The following is an 18,638-nucleotide window of genomic DNA, read 5'->3' on the forward strand; positions in this document are numbered from 1 at the left end:
CGCCTCGGCATGCCTCGCCTCACTTAACCTCAACTACTCGAACCGCCCGGTGCGGACCCGCATGCCGGGTGGTGTGGGAGGGGACCGGCCAGACAACTGGCCGCCCCTATCCCGATTTGTTCCACGTGGAACAAAATCTGTCGTTTTCAGCCCCCCAAAAGCTTCTGCAAGAAAAAAGAATCTATAATCGCGCATTAGACTCCTCGCCTTACTCTCCATCATGCTATTTCCTACAGAATTCGACGTCATCGTCGTCGGCGGCGGCCATGCCGGTACCGAGGCCGCGCTCGCGTCTGCACGCACCGGCCAAAAGACCCTGCTGCTGACCCATAACATCGAAACCCTGGGTGCAATGTCCTGCAACCCATCGATTGGCGGCATCGGCAAGGGCCATCTCGTCAAGGAAGTCGATGCACTCGGCGGCGCCATGGCGATCGCCACGGACGAGGCGGGCATCCAGTTCCGCATCCTGAATTCTTCCAAGGGCCCGGCCGTTCGCGCTACCCGCGCCCAGGCCGACCGCGTCCTGTACAAGGCGGCGATCCGCTCGCGCCTGGAAAACCAGCCGAACCTGTGGCTGTTCCAGCAAGCCGTGGAAGACCTGATGCTGGAAGGCGAGCGCGTCGTCGGCGCCGTGACCCAGGTCGGACTGAAGTTCCGCGCCCGCGCCGTGGTGCTGACGGCCGGTACTTTCCTGGACGGGAAGATCCACGTCGGCCTGCAACATTACTCGGGCGGCCGCGCCGGCGACCCGCCGGCCGTGTCGCTGTCGAGCCGCCTGAAGGAACTCAAGCTGCCGCAGGGCCGCCTGAAAACCGGTACGCCGCCGCGTATCGACGGCCGCAGCATCGACTTCTCGGTGCTGGCCGAACAGCCGGGCGACCTCGATCCGGTGCCGGTGTTCTCGGTCATGGGCAATGCCGCCATGCACCCGCGCCAGGTGCCGTGCTGGGTGACGCACACCAATGAAAAGACCCACGAGATCATCCGCAACGGCCTCGACCGCAGCCCGATGTACACGGGCGTTATCGAAGGCGTGGGCCCGCGTTACTGCCCGTCGATCGAAGACAAGATCCACCGTTTCGCCTCGAAAGAGTCGCACCAGATCTTCCTGGAGCCGGAGGGCCTGACGACCAATGAGTTCTACCCGAACGGGATCTCGACCAGCCTGCCGTTCGACGTGCAGCTGGACCTGGTGCGGTCGATGCGCGGCATGGAGAACGCCTTTATTTTGCGCCCGGGCTACGCCATCGAATACGATTATTACGATCCGCGCGGCCTGAAGGCCTCGCTGGAAACCAAGGCGATCCAGGGCCTGTTCTTTGCCGGCCAGATCAACGGCACCACCGGCTACGAAGAAGCGGCGGCCCAGGGCCTGCTCGCCGGCCTGAACGCCGCGCTGCAGACCCAGGGCAAGGAAGCCTGGACCCCGGGCCGTTCGGAAGCCTACCTCGGCGTGCTGGTCGACGACCTGACCACCCAGGGCGTGGCCGAACCCTACCGCATGTTCACGAGCCGCGCCGAGTACCGCCTGTCGCTGCGCGAGGACAATGCCGACATGCGCCTGACCGAGATCGGCCGCCAGCTCGGTATCGTCGGCGACGCCCAGTGGGCCGCCTTCGAGACCAAGCGTGAAGCGGTGGCCCGCGAACTCGAGCGCTTGCGCTCGACCTGGGTCAACCCGCGCATCCTGGCCGCCGCCGAATCGGAGCGCGTGGTGGGGCAGGCGATCGAGCGCGAGTACAACCTGGCCGACCTGCTGCGCCGCCCGGGTGTGCAGTACGACACCCTGGTCAGCATGACCGGCATCGAAGGCCAGCCCCTGGGCGGACCCGGCGTGGAAGATCCGGCGGTCAAGGAACAGGTCGAGATCCAGCTGAAATATGCCGGCTACATCGACCGCCAGACTCGCGAAGTGGAGCGCCATGAGCACTACGAGAACCTGAAGCTGCCCGAGAACCTGAATTACCTGGAGATCGCGGCACTGTCGATCGAGGTGCGCCAGAAGCTCGACAAGCAGCGTCCGGAGACCCTGGGCCAGGCTTCGCGCATCTCGGGCGTGACCCCGGCGGCGATCTCGCTGCTGCTGGTGCACCTCAAGAAGCGCGGCGCCAAGGGCTTCACCAGCAACGCGACCGCGGAGGCGGCTGAATGAAGTATTTCGACCGCGCCGCCCTGGCGCAAGTGCTTGCCGACGGCATTAGCGAGATGAAGCTGGACGTCACCCCGGCCCGGCAGGAAAAGCTGCTGGATTACCTGGCGCTGATGAACAAGTGGAACAGCGTCTACAACCTGACCTCCTTGCGCGACCCGATGCAGATGGTGACCCACCACCTGCTCGATTCGCTCGCCGCGGTGCCGGCTTTTGCGGAAGCGCGGAATGTGCTGGACGTCGGGGCAGGGGGCGGCCTGCCCGGCATCGTGCTGGCCATCGGCCGCCCGGACATGAAAGTGTCGATGATCGACACCGTGCATAAGAAAACCGCATTCCTCAAGCAAGTAAAAGCCGAGCTCGAACTTTCCAACGTCAGCGTGTACACGATGAAGGTGCAGGAATTGCAGGTGAGCGACCAATTCGACGTCATCACCTCGCGTGCTTTCGCGGACCTGAGCGATTTTCTGGAGTGGTCGGGGCACCTGCTTGCGGAGGGCGGAAAATTCATCGCCCTGAAAGGCACGGCGCCGGCCGAAGAGCAGGAGCGGGTGCCTGCAGAATGGAAAGTGACGGGTTTGCAGCCCCTGCGGGTTCCAAGGCTCGGCGCGGAGCGTCACCTCGTTTTCGTCGAGCGGTCGGAGCAAACTTCGACCTAAACAGAATAAACCGTATAAATAGTTTATATCGTTTATAAGGTATGAACCGTTAAAATGGTTTGTACGATATGAACGGTATAGCGTCTTGTTGTCCCCTCCAACGGATAAGAATAGATGGCGAAGATTTTTTGCGTAGCGAACCAGAAGGGCGGGGTCGGCAAGACCACCACCACCGTCAACCTGTCGGCCGGCCTGGCGAAGCTGGACCAGCGCGTGCTGCTGGTCGACCTCGACCCGCAGGGCAATGCCACCATGGGGGCGGGCATCAACAAGGCTTCGCTCGAAGGCTCGATCTACCAGGTGCTGCTCGGCGAGCTTGATGTGGCCGGCGCGCGCCTGCGTTCCGAGGCGGGGCGCTTCGACGTGCTGCCCGCCAACCGCGAGCTGGCCGGCGCCGAAGTGGAGATGGTGGCGCTGGAGAATCGTGAGCGCCGCCTGAAGGATGCGCTGGAGGCTGTGGACAAGGACTACGACTTCATCCTGATCGATTGTCCGCCGGCGCTGTCGCTGCTGACCTTGAACGGCCTGTGCTCGGCGCATGGGGTGATCATCCCGATGCAGTGCGAGTACTACGCACTCGAGGGCCTGTCCGACCTGGTCAACACGATCAAGAAGGTGCACGCCAACCTGAACACCGACCTGCGCATCATCGGCCTGCTGCGCGTGATGTTCGATCCACGCATGACGCTTTCGCAGCAGGTGTCGAGCCAGCTCGAGCAGCATTTCGGCGACAAGGTGTTCAAGACCATCATCCCGCGCAACGTGCGCCTGGCCGAAGCACCGTCCTATGGCATGCCGGGCGTGGTGTTCGATCCGTCCTCGAAGGGCGCGCAGGCGTACATCGCCTTCGGCGCGGAAATGGTCGAACGTATCAAGACAATGTAATCACAGAGAGCTGACACAGAAATGGCAACCAAAAAACTCAAGGGCCTCGGACGCGGCCTCGACGCGCTGCTCGGCGGCGACAGCCAGCCGGCCCCGGCGAAAGCACCGTCGTCCCTGAAGATCGACCAGATCCAGGCCGGCAAGTACCAGCCGCGCACGCGCATGGACGAAACCTCGCTCAGCGAGCTGGCCGCCTCGATCAAGACCCAGGGCATCATGCAGCCGGTGCTGGTGCGTCCGCTGGGGGAGGGCGCCAGCGTGCCCTACGAGATCATTGCCGGCGAGCGCCGCTTCCGCGCGGCCCAGATGGCCGGACTGGAAGAGATACCGGTGCTGGTGCGCGACGTCGACGACCAGTCGGCCGCGGCCATGGCCCTGATCGAGAACATCCAGCGCGAAGACCTGAACCCCCTCGAAGAAGCGCAGGGCATCCAGCGCCTGATCAACGATTTCAGCTTTACCCACGAGCAGGCGGCCGCGGCCGTCGGCCGTTCGCGCAGCGCAGTGTCGAACCTGCTGCGCCTGATCAACCTGGCCCAGCCGGTGCAGACCATGCTGATGGCCGGCGACATCGACATGGGCCATGCCCGCGCCCTGCTGGCGGTCGACAGCGCACACCAGATCACCCTGGCCAACCAGGTGATCGCCAAGCGCCTGTCGGTACGCGAGACCGAGAAGCTGGTCGCCCGTGCCCTTGAGGAACAGTCCGGCCCGGCAACGCCGGCGCGCGCCAAGGACAAGCCGGGCGACATCGTGCGCCTGGAAGAGGAATTGTCGGACAAGCTGGCGACGCCGGTGATGTTCAAGATGGGCGCGAAGGGCAAGGGCCAGCTGATCATCGACTTCGCCGACCTCGACATTCTCGACGGCGTCCTGGCCCGTCTGCGCGCCTGAATTGTGTCTTGCCGGACCGTGGGCGGGTCTTCCTGCCCACGCGTTCCGGTGACGTATGCATGCCACGGTCCGGTTCCCCCACGCCAGGGTTAAGTTACTGAAAATATAGGGATTTCAGCAATCCCATTGTTGCTCCCATCACATCTTTACGCGGCAGTTATAAGCGCGGAATCGTTTGACTCGCGTCCGTATAACCACTTATAATCCCGCTGATTCATGTAATTACCACATCGTAACTGTCCGATCGCGCGGCGAGAAACCAGAACAATATGCTGCGTATCGTCTCCCTGCAATTGATTGCAACAGTAGTCGTCGGCCTGATCGCCGCACTGCTGGGGGGATGGTCTGCGATGTTTTCCGCAGTACTGGGCGGTTTGTGTTGTGTAGTGCCCAACGGCATCATGGCAGTACGGCTGTTCGCCAACGCCCAACGGGCCGGAGGCGCCAGTCCTGCAACATTCTTCATCTGGGAATTTGTAAAGATTGCACTGACGGTCGCGCTTCTGTTCGCGGTCGCGAAGCTGTACCACGACCTGAACTGGCTGGCACTGGTCGCCGGGTTCATCGTGGCGCTGAAGAGTTACATCATCTTATTATTTAGGCACTGACAATGGCGACTCCAACCGTAGAAGGCGCAGCACACGCGCCCACCCCATCAGAATACATCACCCACCACCTGGGTCACCTGTCGAACAAGCACCAGGACTTCGTGGTCGACTTCAGTGTCTTCAACCTGGACACGATCTTCTGGTCGATCACTGCCGGCCTGATCGGCTGCCTGATCATGTGGGCGGCTGCGCGCAAAGCCACCTCGGGCGTGCCGGGCCGCTTCCAGGCTGCCGTCGAGATGCTGGTCGAAATGGTCGAAGACCAGTCGAAGTCGATCGTGCACGGTGACCGCAGCTTCATCGCGCCGCTGGCACTGACCGTGTTCGTCTGGGTCGCCATCATGAACTCGCTGGACTTCCTGCCGGTCGACATGTTCGCCGGCCTGTTCGGCCTGCTGGGCGTCGAAAACATCTTCCCGTACCACCGCGTGGTCCCGACCGCCGACCTGAACGGCACCCTGGGCATCTCGCTGGGCGTGCTGGCCCTGATGCTGTACTACAGCGTCAAGATCAAGGGCCTGGGTGGCTTCATCCACGAACTGTTCGCAGCCCCGTTCGGCATCTGGATGGCGCCGTTCAACCTGCTCCTGAACATCATCGAATATGCAGCAAAAACCGTGTCGCTGGGTATGCGACTGTTCGGCAACATGTATGCCGGTGAGCTGCTGTTCCTCTTGATTGCTCTGCTCGGCTCCATGGCCACCGCATTTGGTGTGATCGGTCACATCATCGCGGGTTCGATCTGGGCGATCTTCCACATCCTGATCGTGTTCCTGCAGGCATTCATCTTCATGATGCTGACGCTGGTGTATATCGGTCAGGCCCATGAAGGCCACTGATCGGCGCCGCAAGCATCGAACAGATAGTGGTTGTAAAGAAGTTGTAGTTTTTAATCTAGTTTTTAAATTAACTTTTGGAGTTACACATGACTGACCTTTCTTTTGTTGCACTGGCTTGCGGTTTGATCATCGGCCTGGGCGCCATCGGTGCTTGCATCGGTATCGCAATCATGGGCGGTAAATACCTGGAAGCTTCTGCACGTCAGCCAGAACTGATGAACACCCTGCAGACCAAGATGTTCCTGCTGGCTGGCCTGATCGACGCGGCATTCCTGATCGGCGTTGGTATCGCCATGCTGTTCGTCTTCGCACGTCCGTTCAGCTAATCAAGCACGACCTTGATCTGAAGAGCCGAACCGTCCCTGGTTCGGCATCCGTTTTTGTGAGAAGGAATTTACCGTGAACTTGAACGCAACTTTGTTTGTCCAGTTCGTGGTCTTCTTCATCCTGGCGGGCTTCACGATGAAATTCGTGTGGCCGCCACTGATGAAAGCGCTCGACGAGCGCGCCGAGAGGATCGCGAATGGCCTGGCTGCCGCTGACCGTGGCAAGGCTGACCTGGCCGCCGCTGAAAAGCGCGTCCAGACCGAACTGGCAGGCGCCCGTGACGAAGTCCAGAAGCGCATCACCGACGCTGAAAAGCGTGCTGCCCAGATCATCGACGCAGCCAAGGCAACCGCCGCCGAAGAAGCCGCCCGTATCGTCGCAGCAGCACAGGCAGACGCCGAGCAGCAGGTGACCCGTGCCCGCGAAGAACTGCGTGGCCAGGTAGCCGCACTGGCAGTGCAAGGCGCCGAGCAGATCCTGAAGCGTGAAGTGAACCCAGCGGTCCACGCCGACCTGCTGTCGAAACTGTCGACCGAGCTCTGATCATGGCTGAACTCGCAACCGTCGCCCGCCCTTACGCCGAAGCGCTGTTCCGTGTCGCCCAGTCGGGCGACATGGCCGCCTGGTCGGCCGTCACTGCCGAGTTGGGCCAGATCGGCGCCAACCCGGAAGTGCAGGCTTTCGCCGCCAACCCGAAGGTCACCGCTGCCCAGCTGGCCGACACGATTGCGTCCCTGGTCAAGTCGCCGCTGAACGCTGAAGCGAAGAACTTTATCGCGATGCTGGCCGAAAACGGCCGCGTCAACCTGCTGCCCGAAATCGCCGCCCAGTTCGCGGCACTGAAGAACGCCAACGAAGGCGCCGCCGATGCGGCCATCGTCAGCGCCTTCGAGATCTCGGGTGACCAGCTGGCCCAGTTGGTCGCTACGCTGGAAAAGAAATTTGGCCGCAAGCTGAACCCAACGGTGACAGTGGATCCTTCGCTGATCGGTGGTGTGCGCGTGGTCGTCGGCGACGAAGTGCTCGATACCTCGGTACGCGCCAAGCTGCAACAGATGCATGTTGCGCTGGTGTCGTAATCGTCCGATATCTAGCAGCACGCGCCGGCGCTAGCGCCCTTGCCCTACGCATCAAAAACATTTGGAGTTAGCACTCATGCAACTTAATTCTTCTGAAATCAGCGAACTGATCAAGAGCCGCATCCAGGGTCTGGAAGGTTCGGCTGAAGTTCGCAATCAAGGCACGGTGATCTCCGTCGCCGACGGTATCTGCCGCATCCATGGTCTGTCGGACGTGATGCAGGGCGAGATGCTGGAATTCCCTGGCAATACCTTCGGCCTGGCGATGAACCTCGAGCGCGACTCCGTCGGCGCCGTCATCCTGGGTGCCTACGAGCACATCTCGGAAGGCGACACCGTCAAGACCACCGGCCGCATCCTGGAAGTGCCGATCGGTCCGGAACTGCGTGGCCGCGTGGTCAACGCACTGGGCCAGCCGATCGACGGCAAGGGTCCGGTCAATGCACAGCTGACCGCTCCGATCGAAAAGATCGCGCCGGGCGTGATCGCCCGTGAATCCGTCTCGCAGCCGATGCAGACCGGCATCAAGTCGATCGACGCGATGGTGCCGATCGGCCGTGGCCAGCGTGAGCTGATCATCGGCGACCGCCAAACGGGTAAATCGGCCGTTGCGGTTGACGCGATCATCAACCAGAAGGGCCAGGGCGTCACCTGCGTGTACGTCGCCATCGGCCAGAAGGCATCGACCATCAAGAACATCGTCCGCTCGCTGGAACAGCACGGCGCGATGGAGTACACCATCGTGGTCGCCGCTTCCGCTTCGGAATCGGCAGCGATGCAGTACATCTCGGCCTACTCGGGCTGCGCGATGGGCGAATACTTCCGCGACCGCGGCGAAGACGCACTGATCGTCTATGACGACCTGTCGAAGCAAGCAGTTGCCTACCGCCAGATCTCGCTGCTGCTGCGCCGCCCACCGGGCCGCGAAGCATACCCTGGCGACGTGTTCTACCTGCACAGCCGTCTGCTCGAGCGCGCAGCCCGCGTGAACGCCGACTACGTCGAGAAGTTCACCAACGGCGCCGTCACCGGCAAGACCGGTTCGCTGACCGCACTGCCGATCATCGAAACCCAGGCAGGCGACGTCTCGGCCTTCGTTCCGACCAACGTGATTTCGATTACCGACGGCCAGATCTTCCTGGAGACCTCGCTGTTCAACGCCGGTATCCGCCCTGCGATCAACGCCGGTATCTCGGTGTCGCGCGTCGGTGGTGCAGCCCAGACCAAGGTCATCAAGGGCCTGTCGGGCGGTATCCGTACCGACCTGGCGCAGTACCGTGAACTGGCTGCGTTCGCGCAGTTCGCATCGGACCTGGACGAATCGACCCGCAAGCAGCTGGACCGCGGTGCCCGCGTGACCGAACTGCTGAAGCAGCCGCAGTTCTCGCCGCTGTCGACCTCGCTGATGGCCGCATCGCTGTTCGCCGTCAACAAAGGCTACCTGGACGACATCGAAGTCAAGAAAGTGCTGCCGTTCGAGCACGGTCTGCACAACTTCCTGAAGTCGAGCCACGCTGCCCTGCTGTCGAAGATCGACGAAACCAAGCAACTGGACAAGGACGGCGAAGCTGCGCTGGCCGCCGCCATTGCTGATTTCAAAAAATCCGGCGCATATTAATCGTCAAGCCGGCGTCGTGTGAGCACGGCGCCGGTGCGCGGAAGGAGTAAGGACTCATGGCAGTAGGCAAAGAGATTCGTGGCAAGATCAAGAGCGTAGAGAATACGAAGAAGATCACCAAGGCGATGGAAATGGTCGCCGCATCGAAAATGCGCAAAGCGCAGGACCGTATGCGCGCCGCCCGTCCCTACAGTGACAAGGTTCGTACCATCACCGCCAATCTGGCCGGCGCAAACCCGGAGTACACGCACCCGTTCATGGCGCAAGCCAAGCACGTGAAGGCGAAGGCCGTGGGTTTCATCGTCGTCACGACCGACAAGGGTCTGTGCGGCGGCATGAACACCAACGTGCTGCGCCAGGTGACGCTGAAGGCGCGCGAGCAGGAGCAGGCAGGTAACACCGTCGAGGCAGTTGCCATTGGCAACAAGGGCCTGGGCTTCTTGAACCGCATGGGCATGAAGGTCGTTTCGCAAGCGACCCAGCTCGGCGACACCCCGCACCTGGACAAGCTGATTGGCCCGGTCAAAGTGATGCTGGACGCGTACCAGGAAGGCAAGCTCGACGCTGTCTACCTGTGCTACACCAAGTTCATCAACACGATGAAGCAGGAGCCGATGGTCGAGCAGCTGTTGCCGCTGCCGGCCAAGCACCTGGAAAAGGATGCCGGCGGTATCAGCTGGGACTACATCTACGAACCGGAAGCGCAAGTCGTCATCGACGAGCTGCTGGTGCGTTACGTGGAAGCGCTGGTGTACCAGGCGGTTGCAGAAAACCTCGCGTCCGAGCAGTCGGCGCGCATGGTCGCGATGAAGGCCGCGAGCGATAACGCCGGCAGTGTCATCAGCGACCTGAAGCTGGTCTATAACAAGACCCGCCAGGCGGCGATTACCAAAGAACTCTCCGAGATCGTTTCCGGCGCAGCAGCCGTTTAATCGAACTAGGCGCTTTGGGGAAAGAGTTAAGCGAGCGCAGCGAGCGGTACTCTGTCCCCAACCGATCAAAGCATAAAGAATTTAACTATATCTGAAGGAACGAAAATGGCTGATGGCAAAATCGTTCAGTGTATCGGCGCAGTGGTCGACGTGGAATTCCCGCGTAACGCCATGCCGAAAGTGTACGACGCACTGAAAATGGAAGGTTCGGAACTGACCCTGGAAGTCCAGCAGCAGCTGGGCGACGGCGTGGTCCGTACCATTGCACTGGGCAGCTCGGAAGGCCTGCGCCGCGGCATGATCATCCAGAACACCGGCCACCCGATCATGGTCCCGGTCGGCACCCCGACCCTGGGCCGCATCATGGACGTGCTGGGCAACCCGATCGACGAATGCGGTCCGGTCAGCCACGAGCGCATGGCATCGATCCACCGCGATGCGCCGGCCTACGACGAACTGTCGCCGTCGACCGACCTGCTGGAAACCGGCATTAAAGTGATTGACCTGGTCTGCCCGTTCGCCAAGGGCGGTAAGGTCGGCCTGTTCGGCGGCGCCGGCGTCGGCAAGACCGTCAACATGATGGAACTGATCAACAACATCGCAAAAGCGCACTCGGGTCTGTCCGTGTTCGCCGGCGTCGGTGAGCGTACCCGTGAAGGTAACGACTTCTACCACGAGATGGCGGACGCCAAGGTCGTCGACCTGGAAAACCCGACCAACTCGAAGGTGGCGATGGTCTACGGCCAGATGAACGAACCGCCGGGCAACCGTCTGCGCGTCGCGCTGACCGGCCTGACCATGGCGGAAGCCTTCCGTGACGAAGGCAAGGACGTTCTGTTCTTCGTCGACAACATCTACCGCTACACCCTGGCCGGTACCGAAGTGTCGGCACTGCTGGGCCGTATGCCGTCGGCAGTGGGCTACCAGCCGACCCTGGCCGAAGAAATGGGCCGCCTGCAAGAGCGCATCACCTCGACCAAGACCGGTTCGATCACCTCGATCCAGGCCGTGTACGTCCCTGCGGATGACTTGACCGACCCGTCGCCGGCAACCACCTTCGCCCACCTGGACTCGACCGTCGTTCTGTCGCGTGACATCGCTTCGCTGGGTATCTACCCGGCAGTCGATCCGCTGGATTCGACCTCGCGCCAGCTGGACCCGCTGGTCGTCGGTGAAGAGCACTACAACACCGCGCGCGCCGTGCAGGGCACCCTGCAGCGCTACAAGGAACTGCGTGACATCATCGCGATTCTGGGCATGGACGAACTGGCACCGGAAGACAAGCTGGTCGTCGCCCGTGCACGTAAGATGCAGCGTTTCCTGTCGCAGCCTTTCCACGTCGCTGAAGTGTTCACCGGCTCGCCGGGCAAGTACGTTTCGCTGAAAGATACGATCAAGGGCTTCAAGATGATCGCGTCGGGCGAACTGGACCACCTGCCGGAGCAGGCCTTCTACATGGTCGGCACCATCGAGGAAGCAATCGAGAAGGCCAAGAAGCTGGCTGCAGGCTAAGTCGGCTTCTGCAACTGAAGGGTACACATGGCAAACACTATTCAAGTGGACGTGGTCTCGGCCGAAGAGCAGATCTTCTCCGGCCTGGCCGAATTCGTCGCGTTGCCGGGTGAAGCGGGTGAGCTGGGTATCTACCCGAAGCACACCCCGCTGATCACGCGCATCCGCCCAGGTGCTGTACGGATCCAGAAGGCTGGCGGTGGCGAAGAGTTCGTCTTCGTCGCCGGCGGTATCCTCGAAGTGCAGCCGAACGGCGTGACCGTGCTGGCCGACACCGCGATCCGCGGTGGCGACCTGGACGAAGCGAAGGCACTGGAAGCAAAGAAGCAGGCCGAAGAGCTGATGCTGAACAAGGAATCGAAGATCGACTACGCGAAAGCCCAGGCCGAAATGGCCGCGGCAATCGCGCAGCTGGCAGCGATCCAGAAGCTGCGTTCGAAAGGACGCTGATTCGAGCATCCGCGTCTGCGGTACAAAGAGGCAGCCTTCCGGCTGCCTTTTTTATTGGCACTTGATTTGCCGCAATGTTTGGCAGCATCGAATGCCGCGCACGGTTAACTGGCGCACGGGTGCGCGCCCCATTCCGGCTTAGTATCCTGATTCCAGCATGAGAATCGTCGGGCCGGACCATGGCACTCCCTCCAGAACCTCGCGAACAGCAAATCCAGGCGGTTGAATCCCCGTTTGGCCAGACCCTGTACCGTTTCCTCTTCTTCGGCTGGCTGTTCCGCGACATCAGCGCCGCCCGCAACCTCTATGAACGCCATGCCGCGCGCGAACACAACCGGCGCATGAGCCGCTACCTGCCGGTCTACATGCGGCGCTGGTCGGTGCTGGCCACCTTCGACTTCGTGCTTGGCTTCCTGTTCGAACGGGTGCTGTCCGCCACCATGCTGTCGGCCCTGTTCTTCACCGGGTCCTGCGTGACCGTGACCGGCATCCTCCTGATGACCGTGATCTGGCTGTTCCTCGCCGCCCGGCTGCCTTGACGCGCGCCGGCGAGCGCCCCGTTCGCCCCCGGATAGCTACCACCTGACCCATCCGAACGACCACTTGTCGGCTATCGATTGCGGCTGAGCGGGGCCGCAAATACAGTCACGGCACTCCATAACAACAAGGGAATACCGATCATGACGCCTGGGCCGCATAACGGCCCTCTGTCGCCCGCTGCTTGCCATCCAGGCAAGCCGGGCATATTCTTTTCTGCGCCACCACAACAATCGAAAGGGACTGACCATGCTCCTCCGTACCGCCATTTGCGCCGCCGTGCTGCTGCTGTGCCAACCACAGGCCGCGCAGGCCCAGGAAGCCCCCAGGTCCGCGCTCGCCGAGCAGGAACTGGCCGGCCGCATCGACGCCTCGATCGCGCCCTACTTCAAGGCCGACGCCCCCGGCGCCACCGTCATCGTGGTCAAGGACGGCAAGACCGTGCTGCGCAAGGCCTATGGCCTGGCCGATACCGCGAAGGGCGTGAAGATGACGCCGGAGATGGCGCTGCGCCTTGGTTCCATCACCAAGCAGTTCACGGCGACCGCCATCCTGATGCTGGCGGAAGAGGGCAAGCTGTCGGTGGACGACGATATCACCAAGCACCTGCCGGACTATCCGACCAGGGGCAAGCGCATCACGATCGAGCACCTGCTGACCCATACCTCGGGCATCGCCAGCTACACCGGCAAGCCGGGCTACATGGCCGGCATGGCGCAGGACATGAGCGTGGCCCAGATGATCGACTCGTTCAAGAACGATCCGCTCGACTTCGAGCCGGGCAGCCAGTACCGCTACAACAACTCGGGCTACTTCCTGCTCGGCGCGATCATCGAGAAGATCTCGGGCCAGTCCTATGCGAACTTCCTGGAGCAGCGCATCTTCAAGCCGCTCGGCATGCAGGACACCCATTACGAAGGCGCCACGCGCGGCAAGGCGCCGATGGCGGCCGGCCATAGCCGCGGCGAGAAGGGCTTCGGTCCCGCCAGACCGCTCAGCATGACCCAGCCCTATGCCGCCGGCTCGCTGGTGTCGAGCGTGGACGACCTGGCGCGCTGGGACGCGGCGATCGGCGCCGGCCGCCTGCTCAAGCCTTCCAGCTGGAAGCAAGCGTTCACTTCCTACCGTCTGAGCGATGGCAAGGCCACCGGCTACGGCTATGGCTGGGACGTCGACAAGGTGCAGGGCGAGACCAGCATGGGCCATGGCGGCGGCATCAACGGCTTCAGCACCTATGCCTTGCGCTTCCCGGAACAAAAGGTCTATGTGGCGGTGCTGGCCAACAGCGACAGCGGCCCGGCGAATCCGGGCGTGGTGGCGCGCAAGGCCGCAGGCATCGCCATCGGCAAGCCTTACCGCGAGTTCAGGGAAGTGGCGCTGGACGGCGCGGCGCTCGATGCCGTCGCCGGCACCTACGAGGCGGAAAAGGGTGGTCAGCGCGTGTTCCGCCGCAGCGGCGACGGCCTGGTCATGCAGCTCAGCGGCCGTCCGCCGGTCGCGCTCAAGGCGGCATCGGCAAACGAGTTCTTCGTGCCGGGTGGGCTCGACTGGTTCGCCTTCCAGCGCGACGCCGGCGGCAAGGTCAGCGCGATGACCCTGCACCAGGACGGCAACGCGGAGCTGCACCCGCGTACCGGCGACGTGCCGGCCGGCCGCAAGGCGGTCAAGATTGCCAACACCAGCTTCGACAGCCGCGTCGGGCGCTACGAGCTGCGTCCCGGCTTCGTGATGGAGCTGAGCCGCGACGGCGATCGCTACTTCGCGCAGGCCACGGGGCAGGGCCGCACCGAAATCTTCCCGATGAGCGAGACCGTGTTCTTCTCGAACGACGTGGATGCCGAGATCAGCTTCGAGCCGGCGGCCGGGCAGGGCTTCGTGCTGAAGCAGGGCGGGCGCAACATCCCGGCCCGCAAGCTCTGAGCTTCAGCGCCTGGCCTGCTCGCCGGCCAGGCGCAGCGCCACCTTGTGGCGGAAGTAATCCTCCTTCACGTAGCGGTACAGGTTCGCGCCCGGGCACACGGTTTTATCCGAGTGGTCGCGGTGGCTCCTGATATCGTCCAGCGACACCTTGTACTTCGCCGCCAGCAGCGCCATCAGGTCGACCACGGCGTCGAGCTGCTGCTGGTTCGGCTCCACTTCCTCGAAGTTGCCGACCACCTCGATCAGGGCATGGCCGGACGGGTCGTAGTCGGTATTGGTGTCGCCCGCGAAGTCGATGTTGCGCGCCTCGTAGACGCGGCCCTCGAGGTCGATGACGTAGTGATAGGGGATGTCGAGCCAGCCCTTGCTGGTGCGCGACCAGGATTGCAGGCGGCGCAGGTAGGCCTGCGGGTCGGTGCCGGGCTTGAAAGGCTCGCCCTGGTGGTGCAGGGTGATCTGGCTGATGGCGTGGCGGCGCGCCTTGCTTACGTCGGCCGGGGTGCCGCCCCAGGCGGCGACGGGGACGATCGCGCGTCCGACGGCGGCCAGCGGTTCGGCCCCATGGGCGGACGGGGACGCCAGCGCGAGGGCGAGGGCGGCGAAGGAAGAGAGGGCGGTCAGGCGCATGGCGTGCTCGATAGGGGACGAGTCCGCATCTTTCCACGAAAGCGCGCGTGATGCAAATCTGATAAGCTAAGGCTGAGCCCCGAACCTAACGAATCCATCATGAGAAGCATTGCCCAGATCCTCAGCGACAGCAAGACCATCGCCATCGTCGGCCTGTCGAACAAGCCGGACCGCGCCAGCCACGAGGTGGCGGCCTACCTGCAGCAGCAGGGCTACCGCATCGTGCCGGTGAACCCGAGCTATGCCGGCGAGTCCATCCTGGGCGAAACGGTCTACGGCACGCTGCAGGAAGTGGCCGATTCCCTCGCCAGCAGCGGCCAGCGGATCGACATCGTCGACTGCTTCCGCAAGTCCGAGGATATCCCGCCGATCGCCCGCGATGCGATCGCCGTGCGCGCCGGCTGCCTGTGGATGCAGCTCGACATCGAGAACCAGGCCGCCGCCGACCTCGCACGCGCCGCCGGGCTCGACGTCGTCATGAACCACTGCATCAAGATCGAGCACCGCGGCCTGAGAGGATAAGCGCGGTACAATCGTGGCATCACAACCAGGGAACTCCCGCCATGATCAAGACCACCGCCCTGCTGTTCGCCTCCCTCGCCGCAGCCGGCATCGCCCCGCCGGCCGCCGCACAGGCAGCAGCCGCCCCGGCCGCCGCGCGCATGCCGGCCAGCTGCCCGGCCATCCTCAAGCAGAATTTCAAGCGCCTGCAGGACGACGCGCCGCAGGACCTGTGCCAGTACGCCGGCAAGGTGGTGCTGGTCGTGAACACGGCCAGCTACTGCGGCTTCACCAAGCAGTATGAAGGACTGGAGAAGCTGTACGCGAAATACGGCGGCCGCGGCCTGGTGGTGCTGGGCTTCCCGTCGAACGACTTCGGCAAGCAGGAGCCGGGCAATGCGAAAGAGATCGCCGACCTCTGCTTCAACACCTATGGCGTCAAGTTCCCGATGTTCGCCAAGAGCGTGGTCACCGGCCCGGAAGCCAATCCGCTGCACGCCAGCCTGACCAAGGCGACCGGCCAGGCGCCGAAATGGAACTTCACCAAGTACCTGATCGGCCGCGACGGCAAGGTGCTCGAGCACTTCCCGAGCAAGGTGACGCCGGAAGATCCTGCGCTGGTCGGCAAGATCGAGCAGGCGCTCGCTCCGTAACACTCAAGCCAGGCTGCCGTCGTCGACAATGACGGCGCGCAGCGGTCCGCGCAGCGCATTGCAGACGACGATGTCGTCCGCCTCTTCCAGCATCGCGCGCGTGATCACGCGCTCGCTCGCGTTCCAGGCCGGCGCCTGCAGCAGTACGCCGCGCATCACGCCCGGCAGCAGGCCGCAGGACAGCGGCGGCGTAAACCAGGCCGTGCCGAAGCGCACGAACACATTGCTGCGTCCCCCCTCGGTCAGTTCCCCGCGCTCGTTGAAGAACAGGCAGTCGAAGGCGCCCTGCGCCTCGGCGGCGCGCCAGGCCGCGTCGTAGCGGCTGCGCACGTTCGTCTTGTGGCGCAGGAACAGGTCGCCCGAGTGCGTCGTCTCGCTCGCCAGCAGCAGCCTGACCGGTTCGGCCAGGGGTGTCAGTGGCGCTGCCTGCAGGTTCAGCGCGCCGGCCGGGCCCACCGACAGGCGCAAACGGTGCAGCTGGCCGGGGGGCAGGGCGAGGCAGGCCTCGTTCAGGGCGGCACGGGCGCTGCCGAAGTCGAACGGGAGCCCGAAATGGCGGCAGGAGGCGGCCAGGCGGTCGAGGTGCTGCTCGACGTGGCGGCAGCCGTCGTCCCAGGAGGCGCGCAGGGTCTCGAAGATCTCGAGCTCGTTGGGCAGACCGGTCAGGAAGCGCGCCTTCAATTGGCATTCGGCGAATTCGGAAGGCGCATCGCTGTCGTAGACGATGCCGGCGCCGACGCCCAGTTCGCCCTGGCGGGTGCCGCCCTGGGACGCGCCCAGCGCCAGGGTGCGGATCGGCACCGACAGGCAGAAGTCGCCGAAGGCCTTGCCGTCCTGGGGAGGATCGAACCAGCCGATCGCGCCGGTATAGATGCCGCGCGCGCTCGGTTCGAGTTCGTGGATGATCTCCATGGTGCGGCGCTTGGGCGCGCCGGTGATCGAGCCGCAGGGGTAGAGGGCGGCGAACACCTGCTCGAGGCTGACGTCGGCGCGCAGGCGCGCCTGCACGGTCGAGGTCATCTGCAGCACGCTGCCGTAGCGGCGCACCTCGAACAGCGCCGGCACCTCGACGCTGCCGGTCTGCGCTACCCGGCCCAGGTCGTTGCGCAGCAGGTCGACGATCATCAGGTTCTCGGCACGGTTCTTGGTATCCTGGGACAGCGCATCGGAGCGCTGCGCGTCCACCGCATCGTCACCGCTGGCCGGCGCCGTGCCCTTCATCGGGCGCGCCGTCAGCACGCCGGCATCGTGGCGCACGAACAGTTCGGGCGAGAAGGACAGCAGGGCTTCGCCGCCGGGCAGCGCGACCAGGGCGCCGTAGGGCACGCGCTGGCGCGCGCGCAGCCGCGCATACAGCTTGACCAGCGGGCCGAAGGCTTCGAAGCGCAGGCGGTAGGTGTAGTTGACCTGGTAGGTGTCGCCGGCGGCGATGTAGTCGCGGATGCGCCGGATGGCATCGGTGAAGGCTGCTTCGTCGACATTGGACATGATGCCGGCCACGCCCGCCGGCTCGCCGGCCGCGGCGCGGGTGGCGATCCAGGCCTCGACCTGCGCCGCTGCGAGGTGCTCGCACTGTTCGAACAGCAGCACCTGCGCCAGCGCGCCGTCGACCGCGTGCGCGGGCACCCCTTGCAGGTGGGCCCCGAGTTCGTAGCTGAGCAGCGGGACCGCGTACAGGCCGCGTCCCAGCGCCTCCTGCATCTCCTGCAGCAGCTGGGGCCAGCCGGCTGCTTCAATACAGCGCAGCGTGCCCGCGTGACGGCTGTACAGGCGCGAGCGGGCTTCGCCCGAGCTTCCTGCGTCGTCCAGCAGCGCAAAGACTTCCTGGGTGTCCATGGTGCCTCGCTCGCAGCCTCAGGCCGCCAGCAGCAGCGACAGCTGCAGGGCCGTGCCTTCGGCCGGGTTCTGCTTGAAGCCGCTCTTGGCGTAGCGGTGCCAGCGTCCGGTCACGTAGCTCACCAAGAGGCTGGCGCGCGCCGCGACGTCGGTCTCGAGGCCGTGGCCCTGGGTGACGGCGACCCGCAAGGCCCCCTTGAACGCCAGCTCGACCTTGTCGTAGAAGCCGTTCATGCGCTGCTGCAGGCGTTCGTCCTCGCCCACCAGGGCGTCGCCGATCAGCACCCGGGTCATGCCCGGATTATTGCTGGCGAAGGACAGCAGCATCTGCAGGATCGCATGCGCCTGGTGCACGCCGTCTTCCTCGCGCTCGGCGATCTGGTTGATCAGGCCGAACACGCTCGACTCGATGAATTCGATCAGGCCTTCGTACATCTGCGCCTTGCTGGCGAAGTGACGGTACAGCGCCGCCTCCGATACCGACAGGCGCGCCGCCAGCGCCGCCGTGGTGATCTTCTCGCCCTTCGGCTGCTCGAGCATCGAGGCCAGGGCCTGGAGGATTTGCAGCTTGCGCTGGCCCGGCTTGGTGCTTGCCATGTGATCCTTAGT

Annotated in this window: 20 protein-coding genes; 17 read left to right on the plus strand and 3 right to left on the minus strand. The window is 63.7% G+C overall.

Annotated elements, in window-relative coordinates; all coding sequences use genetic code 11:
* Positions 1 to 220: 220 nt before the first annotated feature.
* The 15 genes from mnmG to AC56LK_RS13480 all read left to right on the plus strand — a co-directional run bounded on the left by mnmG (position 221) and on the right by AC56LK_RS13480 (position 14,412).
* Positions 221 to 2,155 (plus strand): tRNA uridine-5-carboxymethylaminomethyl(34) synthesis enzyme MnmG, encoded by a 1,935-nt coding sequence (gene mnmG, locus AC56LK_RS13410; protein WP_497185000.1) that lies wholly within the window; start codon positions 221 to 223, stop codon positions 2,153 to 2,155.
* Positions 2,152 to 2,811 (plus strand): 16S rRNA (guanine(527)-N(7))-methyltransferase RsmG, encoded by a 660-nt coding sequence (rsmG, locus tag AC56LK_RS13415; protein ID WP_497185001.1) that lies wholly within the window; start codon positions 2,152 to 2,154, stop codon positions 2,809 to 2,811. Before mnmG ends, rsmG begins: the two co-directional genes overlap by 4 nt.
* Before the next feature lie 114 nt (positions 2,812 to 2,925).
* Entirely contained in the window at positions 2,926 to 3,696 is a 771-nt protein-coding gene (locus tag AC56LK_RS13420) for a ParA family protein (RefSeq protein ID WP_497185002.1), read from the plus strand.
* 21 nt (positions 3,697 to 3,717) lie between these two features.
* On the plus strand, positions 3,718 to 4,590 hold the full coding sequence (locus AC56LK_RS13425) for a ParB/RepB/Spo0J family partition protein (RefSeq protein WP_497185003.1): 873 nt from the start codon (positions 3,718 to 3,720) through the stop codon (positions 4,588 to 4,590).
* 269 nt (positions 4,591 to 4,859) lie between these two features.
* The gene (locus AC56LK_RS13430; RefSeq protein WP_436108538.1) at positions 4,860 to 5,198 is read left to right on the plus strand and encodes an ATP synthase subunit I; all 339 of its coding nucleotides are present in this window, start codon (positions 4,860 to 4,862) and stop codon (positions 5,196 to 5,198) included.
* Between the two features lie 2 nt (positions 5,199 to 5,200).
* Entirely contained in the window at positions 5,201 to 6,037 is an 837-nt protein-coding gene (gene atpB / locus AC56LK_RS13435) for a F0F1 ATP synthase subunit A (protein ID WP_497185004.1), read from the plus strand.
* Positions 6,038 to 6,123: 86 nt separating this feature from the next.
* Positions 6,124 to 6,363, plus strand: coding sequence for a F0F1 ATP synthase subunit C (atpE, locus tag AC56LK_RS13440; protein ID WP_056340707.1), 240 nt, complete (start codon positions 6,124 to 6,126; stop codon positions 6,361 to 6,363).
* 73 nt (positions 6,364 to 6,436) lie between these two features.
* Positions 6,437 to 6,907: a F0F1 ATP synthase subunit B gene (locus tag AC56LK_RS13445; RefSeq protein WP_436108540.1), complete on the plus strand. Its 471-nt coding sequence runs from the start codon at positions 6,437 to 6,439 to the stop codon at positions 6,905 to 6,907.
* 2 nt (positions 6,908 to 6,909) lie between these two features.
* Positions 6,910 to 7,443, plus strand: a complete 534-nt coding sequence (locus tag AC56LK_RS13450) for a F0F1 ATP synthase subunit delta (RefSeq protein WP_436108541.1) — start codon at positions 6,910 to 6,912, stop codon at positions 7,441 to 7,443.
* A 76-nt stretch (positions 7,444 to 7,519) separates the two neighbouring features.
* Entirely contained in the window at positions 7,520 to 9,061 is a 1,542-nt protein-coding gene (gene atpA / locus AC56LK_RS13455; protein ID WP_224946990.1) for a F0F1 ATP synthase subunit alpha, read from the plus strand.
* A 56-nt stretch (positions 9,062 to 9,117) separates the two neighbouring features.
* Entirely contained in the window at positions 9,118 to 9,993 is an 876-nt protein-coding gene (gene atpG, locus AC56LK_RS13460) for a F0F1 ATP synthase subunit gamma (RefSeq protein ID WP_497185005.1), read from the plus strand.
* A 105-nt stretch (positions 9,994 to 10,098) separates the two neighbouring features.
* Positions 10,099 to 11,505, plus strand: a complete 1,407-nt coding sequence (atpD, locus tag AC56LK_RS13465) for a F0F1 ATP synthase subunit beta (protein WP_497185006.1) — start codon at positions 10,099 to 10,101, stop codon at positions 11,503 to 11,505.
* Positions 11,506 to 11,532: 27 nt separating this feature from the next.
* Positions 11,533 to 11,955, plus strand: coding sequence for a F0F1 ATP synthase subunit epsilon (locus tag AC56LK_RS13470; RefSeq protein ID WP_497185007.1), 423 nt, complete (start codon positions 11,533 to 11,535; stop codon positions 11,953 to 11,955).
* Between the two features lie 179 nt (positions 11,956 to 12,134).
* On the plus strand, positions 12,135 to 12,494 hold the full coding sequence (locus AC56LK_RS13475) for a hypothetical protein (protein ID WP_497185008.1): 360 nt from the start codon (positions 12,135 to 12,137) through the stop codon (positions 12,492 to 12,494).
* Positions 12,495 to 12,741: 247 nt separating this feature from the next.
* Positions 12,742 to 14,412 (plus strand): serine hydrolase, encoded by a 1,671-nt coding sequence (locus AC56LK_RS13480; protein WP_497185009.1) that lies wholly within the window; start codon positions 12,742 to 12,744, stop codon positions 14,410 to 14,412.
* Positions 14,413 to 14,415: 3 nt separating this feature from the next.
* Here the strand turns inward: AC56LK_RS13480 and AC56LK_RS13485 are convergent, their stop codons facing one another.
* Positions 14,416 to 15,039: a peptidoglycan recognition protein family protein gene (locus tag AC56LK_RS13485; protein ID WP_497185010.1), complete on the minus strand. Its 624-nt coding sequence runs from the start codon at positions 15,037 to 15,039 to the stop codon at positions 14,416 to 14,418.
* 99 nt (positions 15,040 to 15,138) lie between these two features.
* Here AC56LK_RS13485 and AC56LK_RS13490 point away from each other — a divergent pair, with 99 nt between their 5' ends.
* On the plus strand, positions 15,139 to 15,561 hold the full coding sequence (locus AC56LK_RS13490; RefSeq protein WP_497185011.1) for a CoA-binding protein: 423 nt from the start codon (positions 15,139 to 15,141) through the stop codon (positions 15,559 to 15,561).
* A 41-nt stretch (positions 15,562 to 15,602) separates the two neighbouring features.
* Positions 15,603 to 16,193: a glutathione peroxidase gene (locus AC56LK_RS13495; protein ID WP_497185012.1), complete on the plus strand. Its 591-nt coding sequence runs from the start codon at positions 15,603 to 15,605 to the stop codon at positions 16,191 to 16,193.
* A gap of 3 nt (positions 16,194 to 16,196) precedes the next feature.
* Here the strand turns inward: AC56LK_RS13495 and pabB are convergent, their stop codons facing one another.
* Together pabB and slmA are read right to left on the minus strand one after the other, a co-directional pair.
* The gene (gene pabB / locus AC56LK_RS13500) at positions 16,197 to 18,029 is read right to left on the minus strand and encodes an aminodeoxychorismate synthase component I (RefSeq protein WP_497185013.1); all 1,833 of its coding nucleotides are present in this window, start codon (positions 18,027 to 18,029) and stop codon (positions 16,197 to 16,199) included.
* 18 nt (positions 18,030 to 18,047) lie between these two features.
* Entirely contained in the window at positions 18,048 to 18,626 is a 579-nt protein-coding gene (gene slmA / locus AC56LK_RS13505) for a nucleoid occlusion factor SlmA (protein WP_497185014.1), read from the minus strand.
* Between the last annotated feature and the right edge of the window lie 12 nt (positions 18,627 to 18,638).

The sequence above is a fragment of the Telluria sp. ZB4P36 genome, from assembly GCF_059685865.1.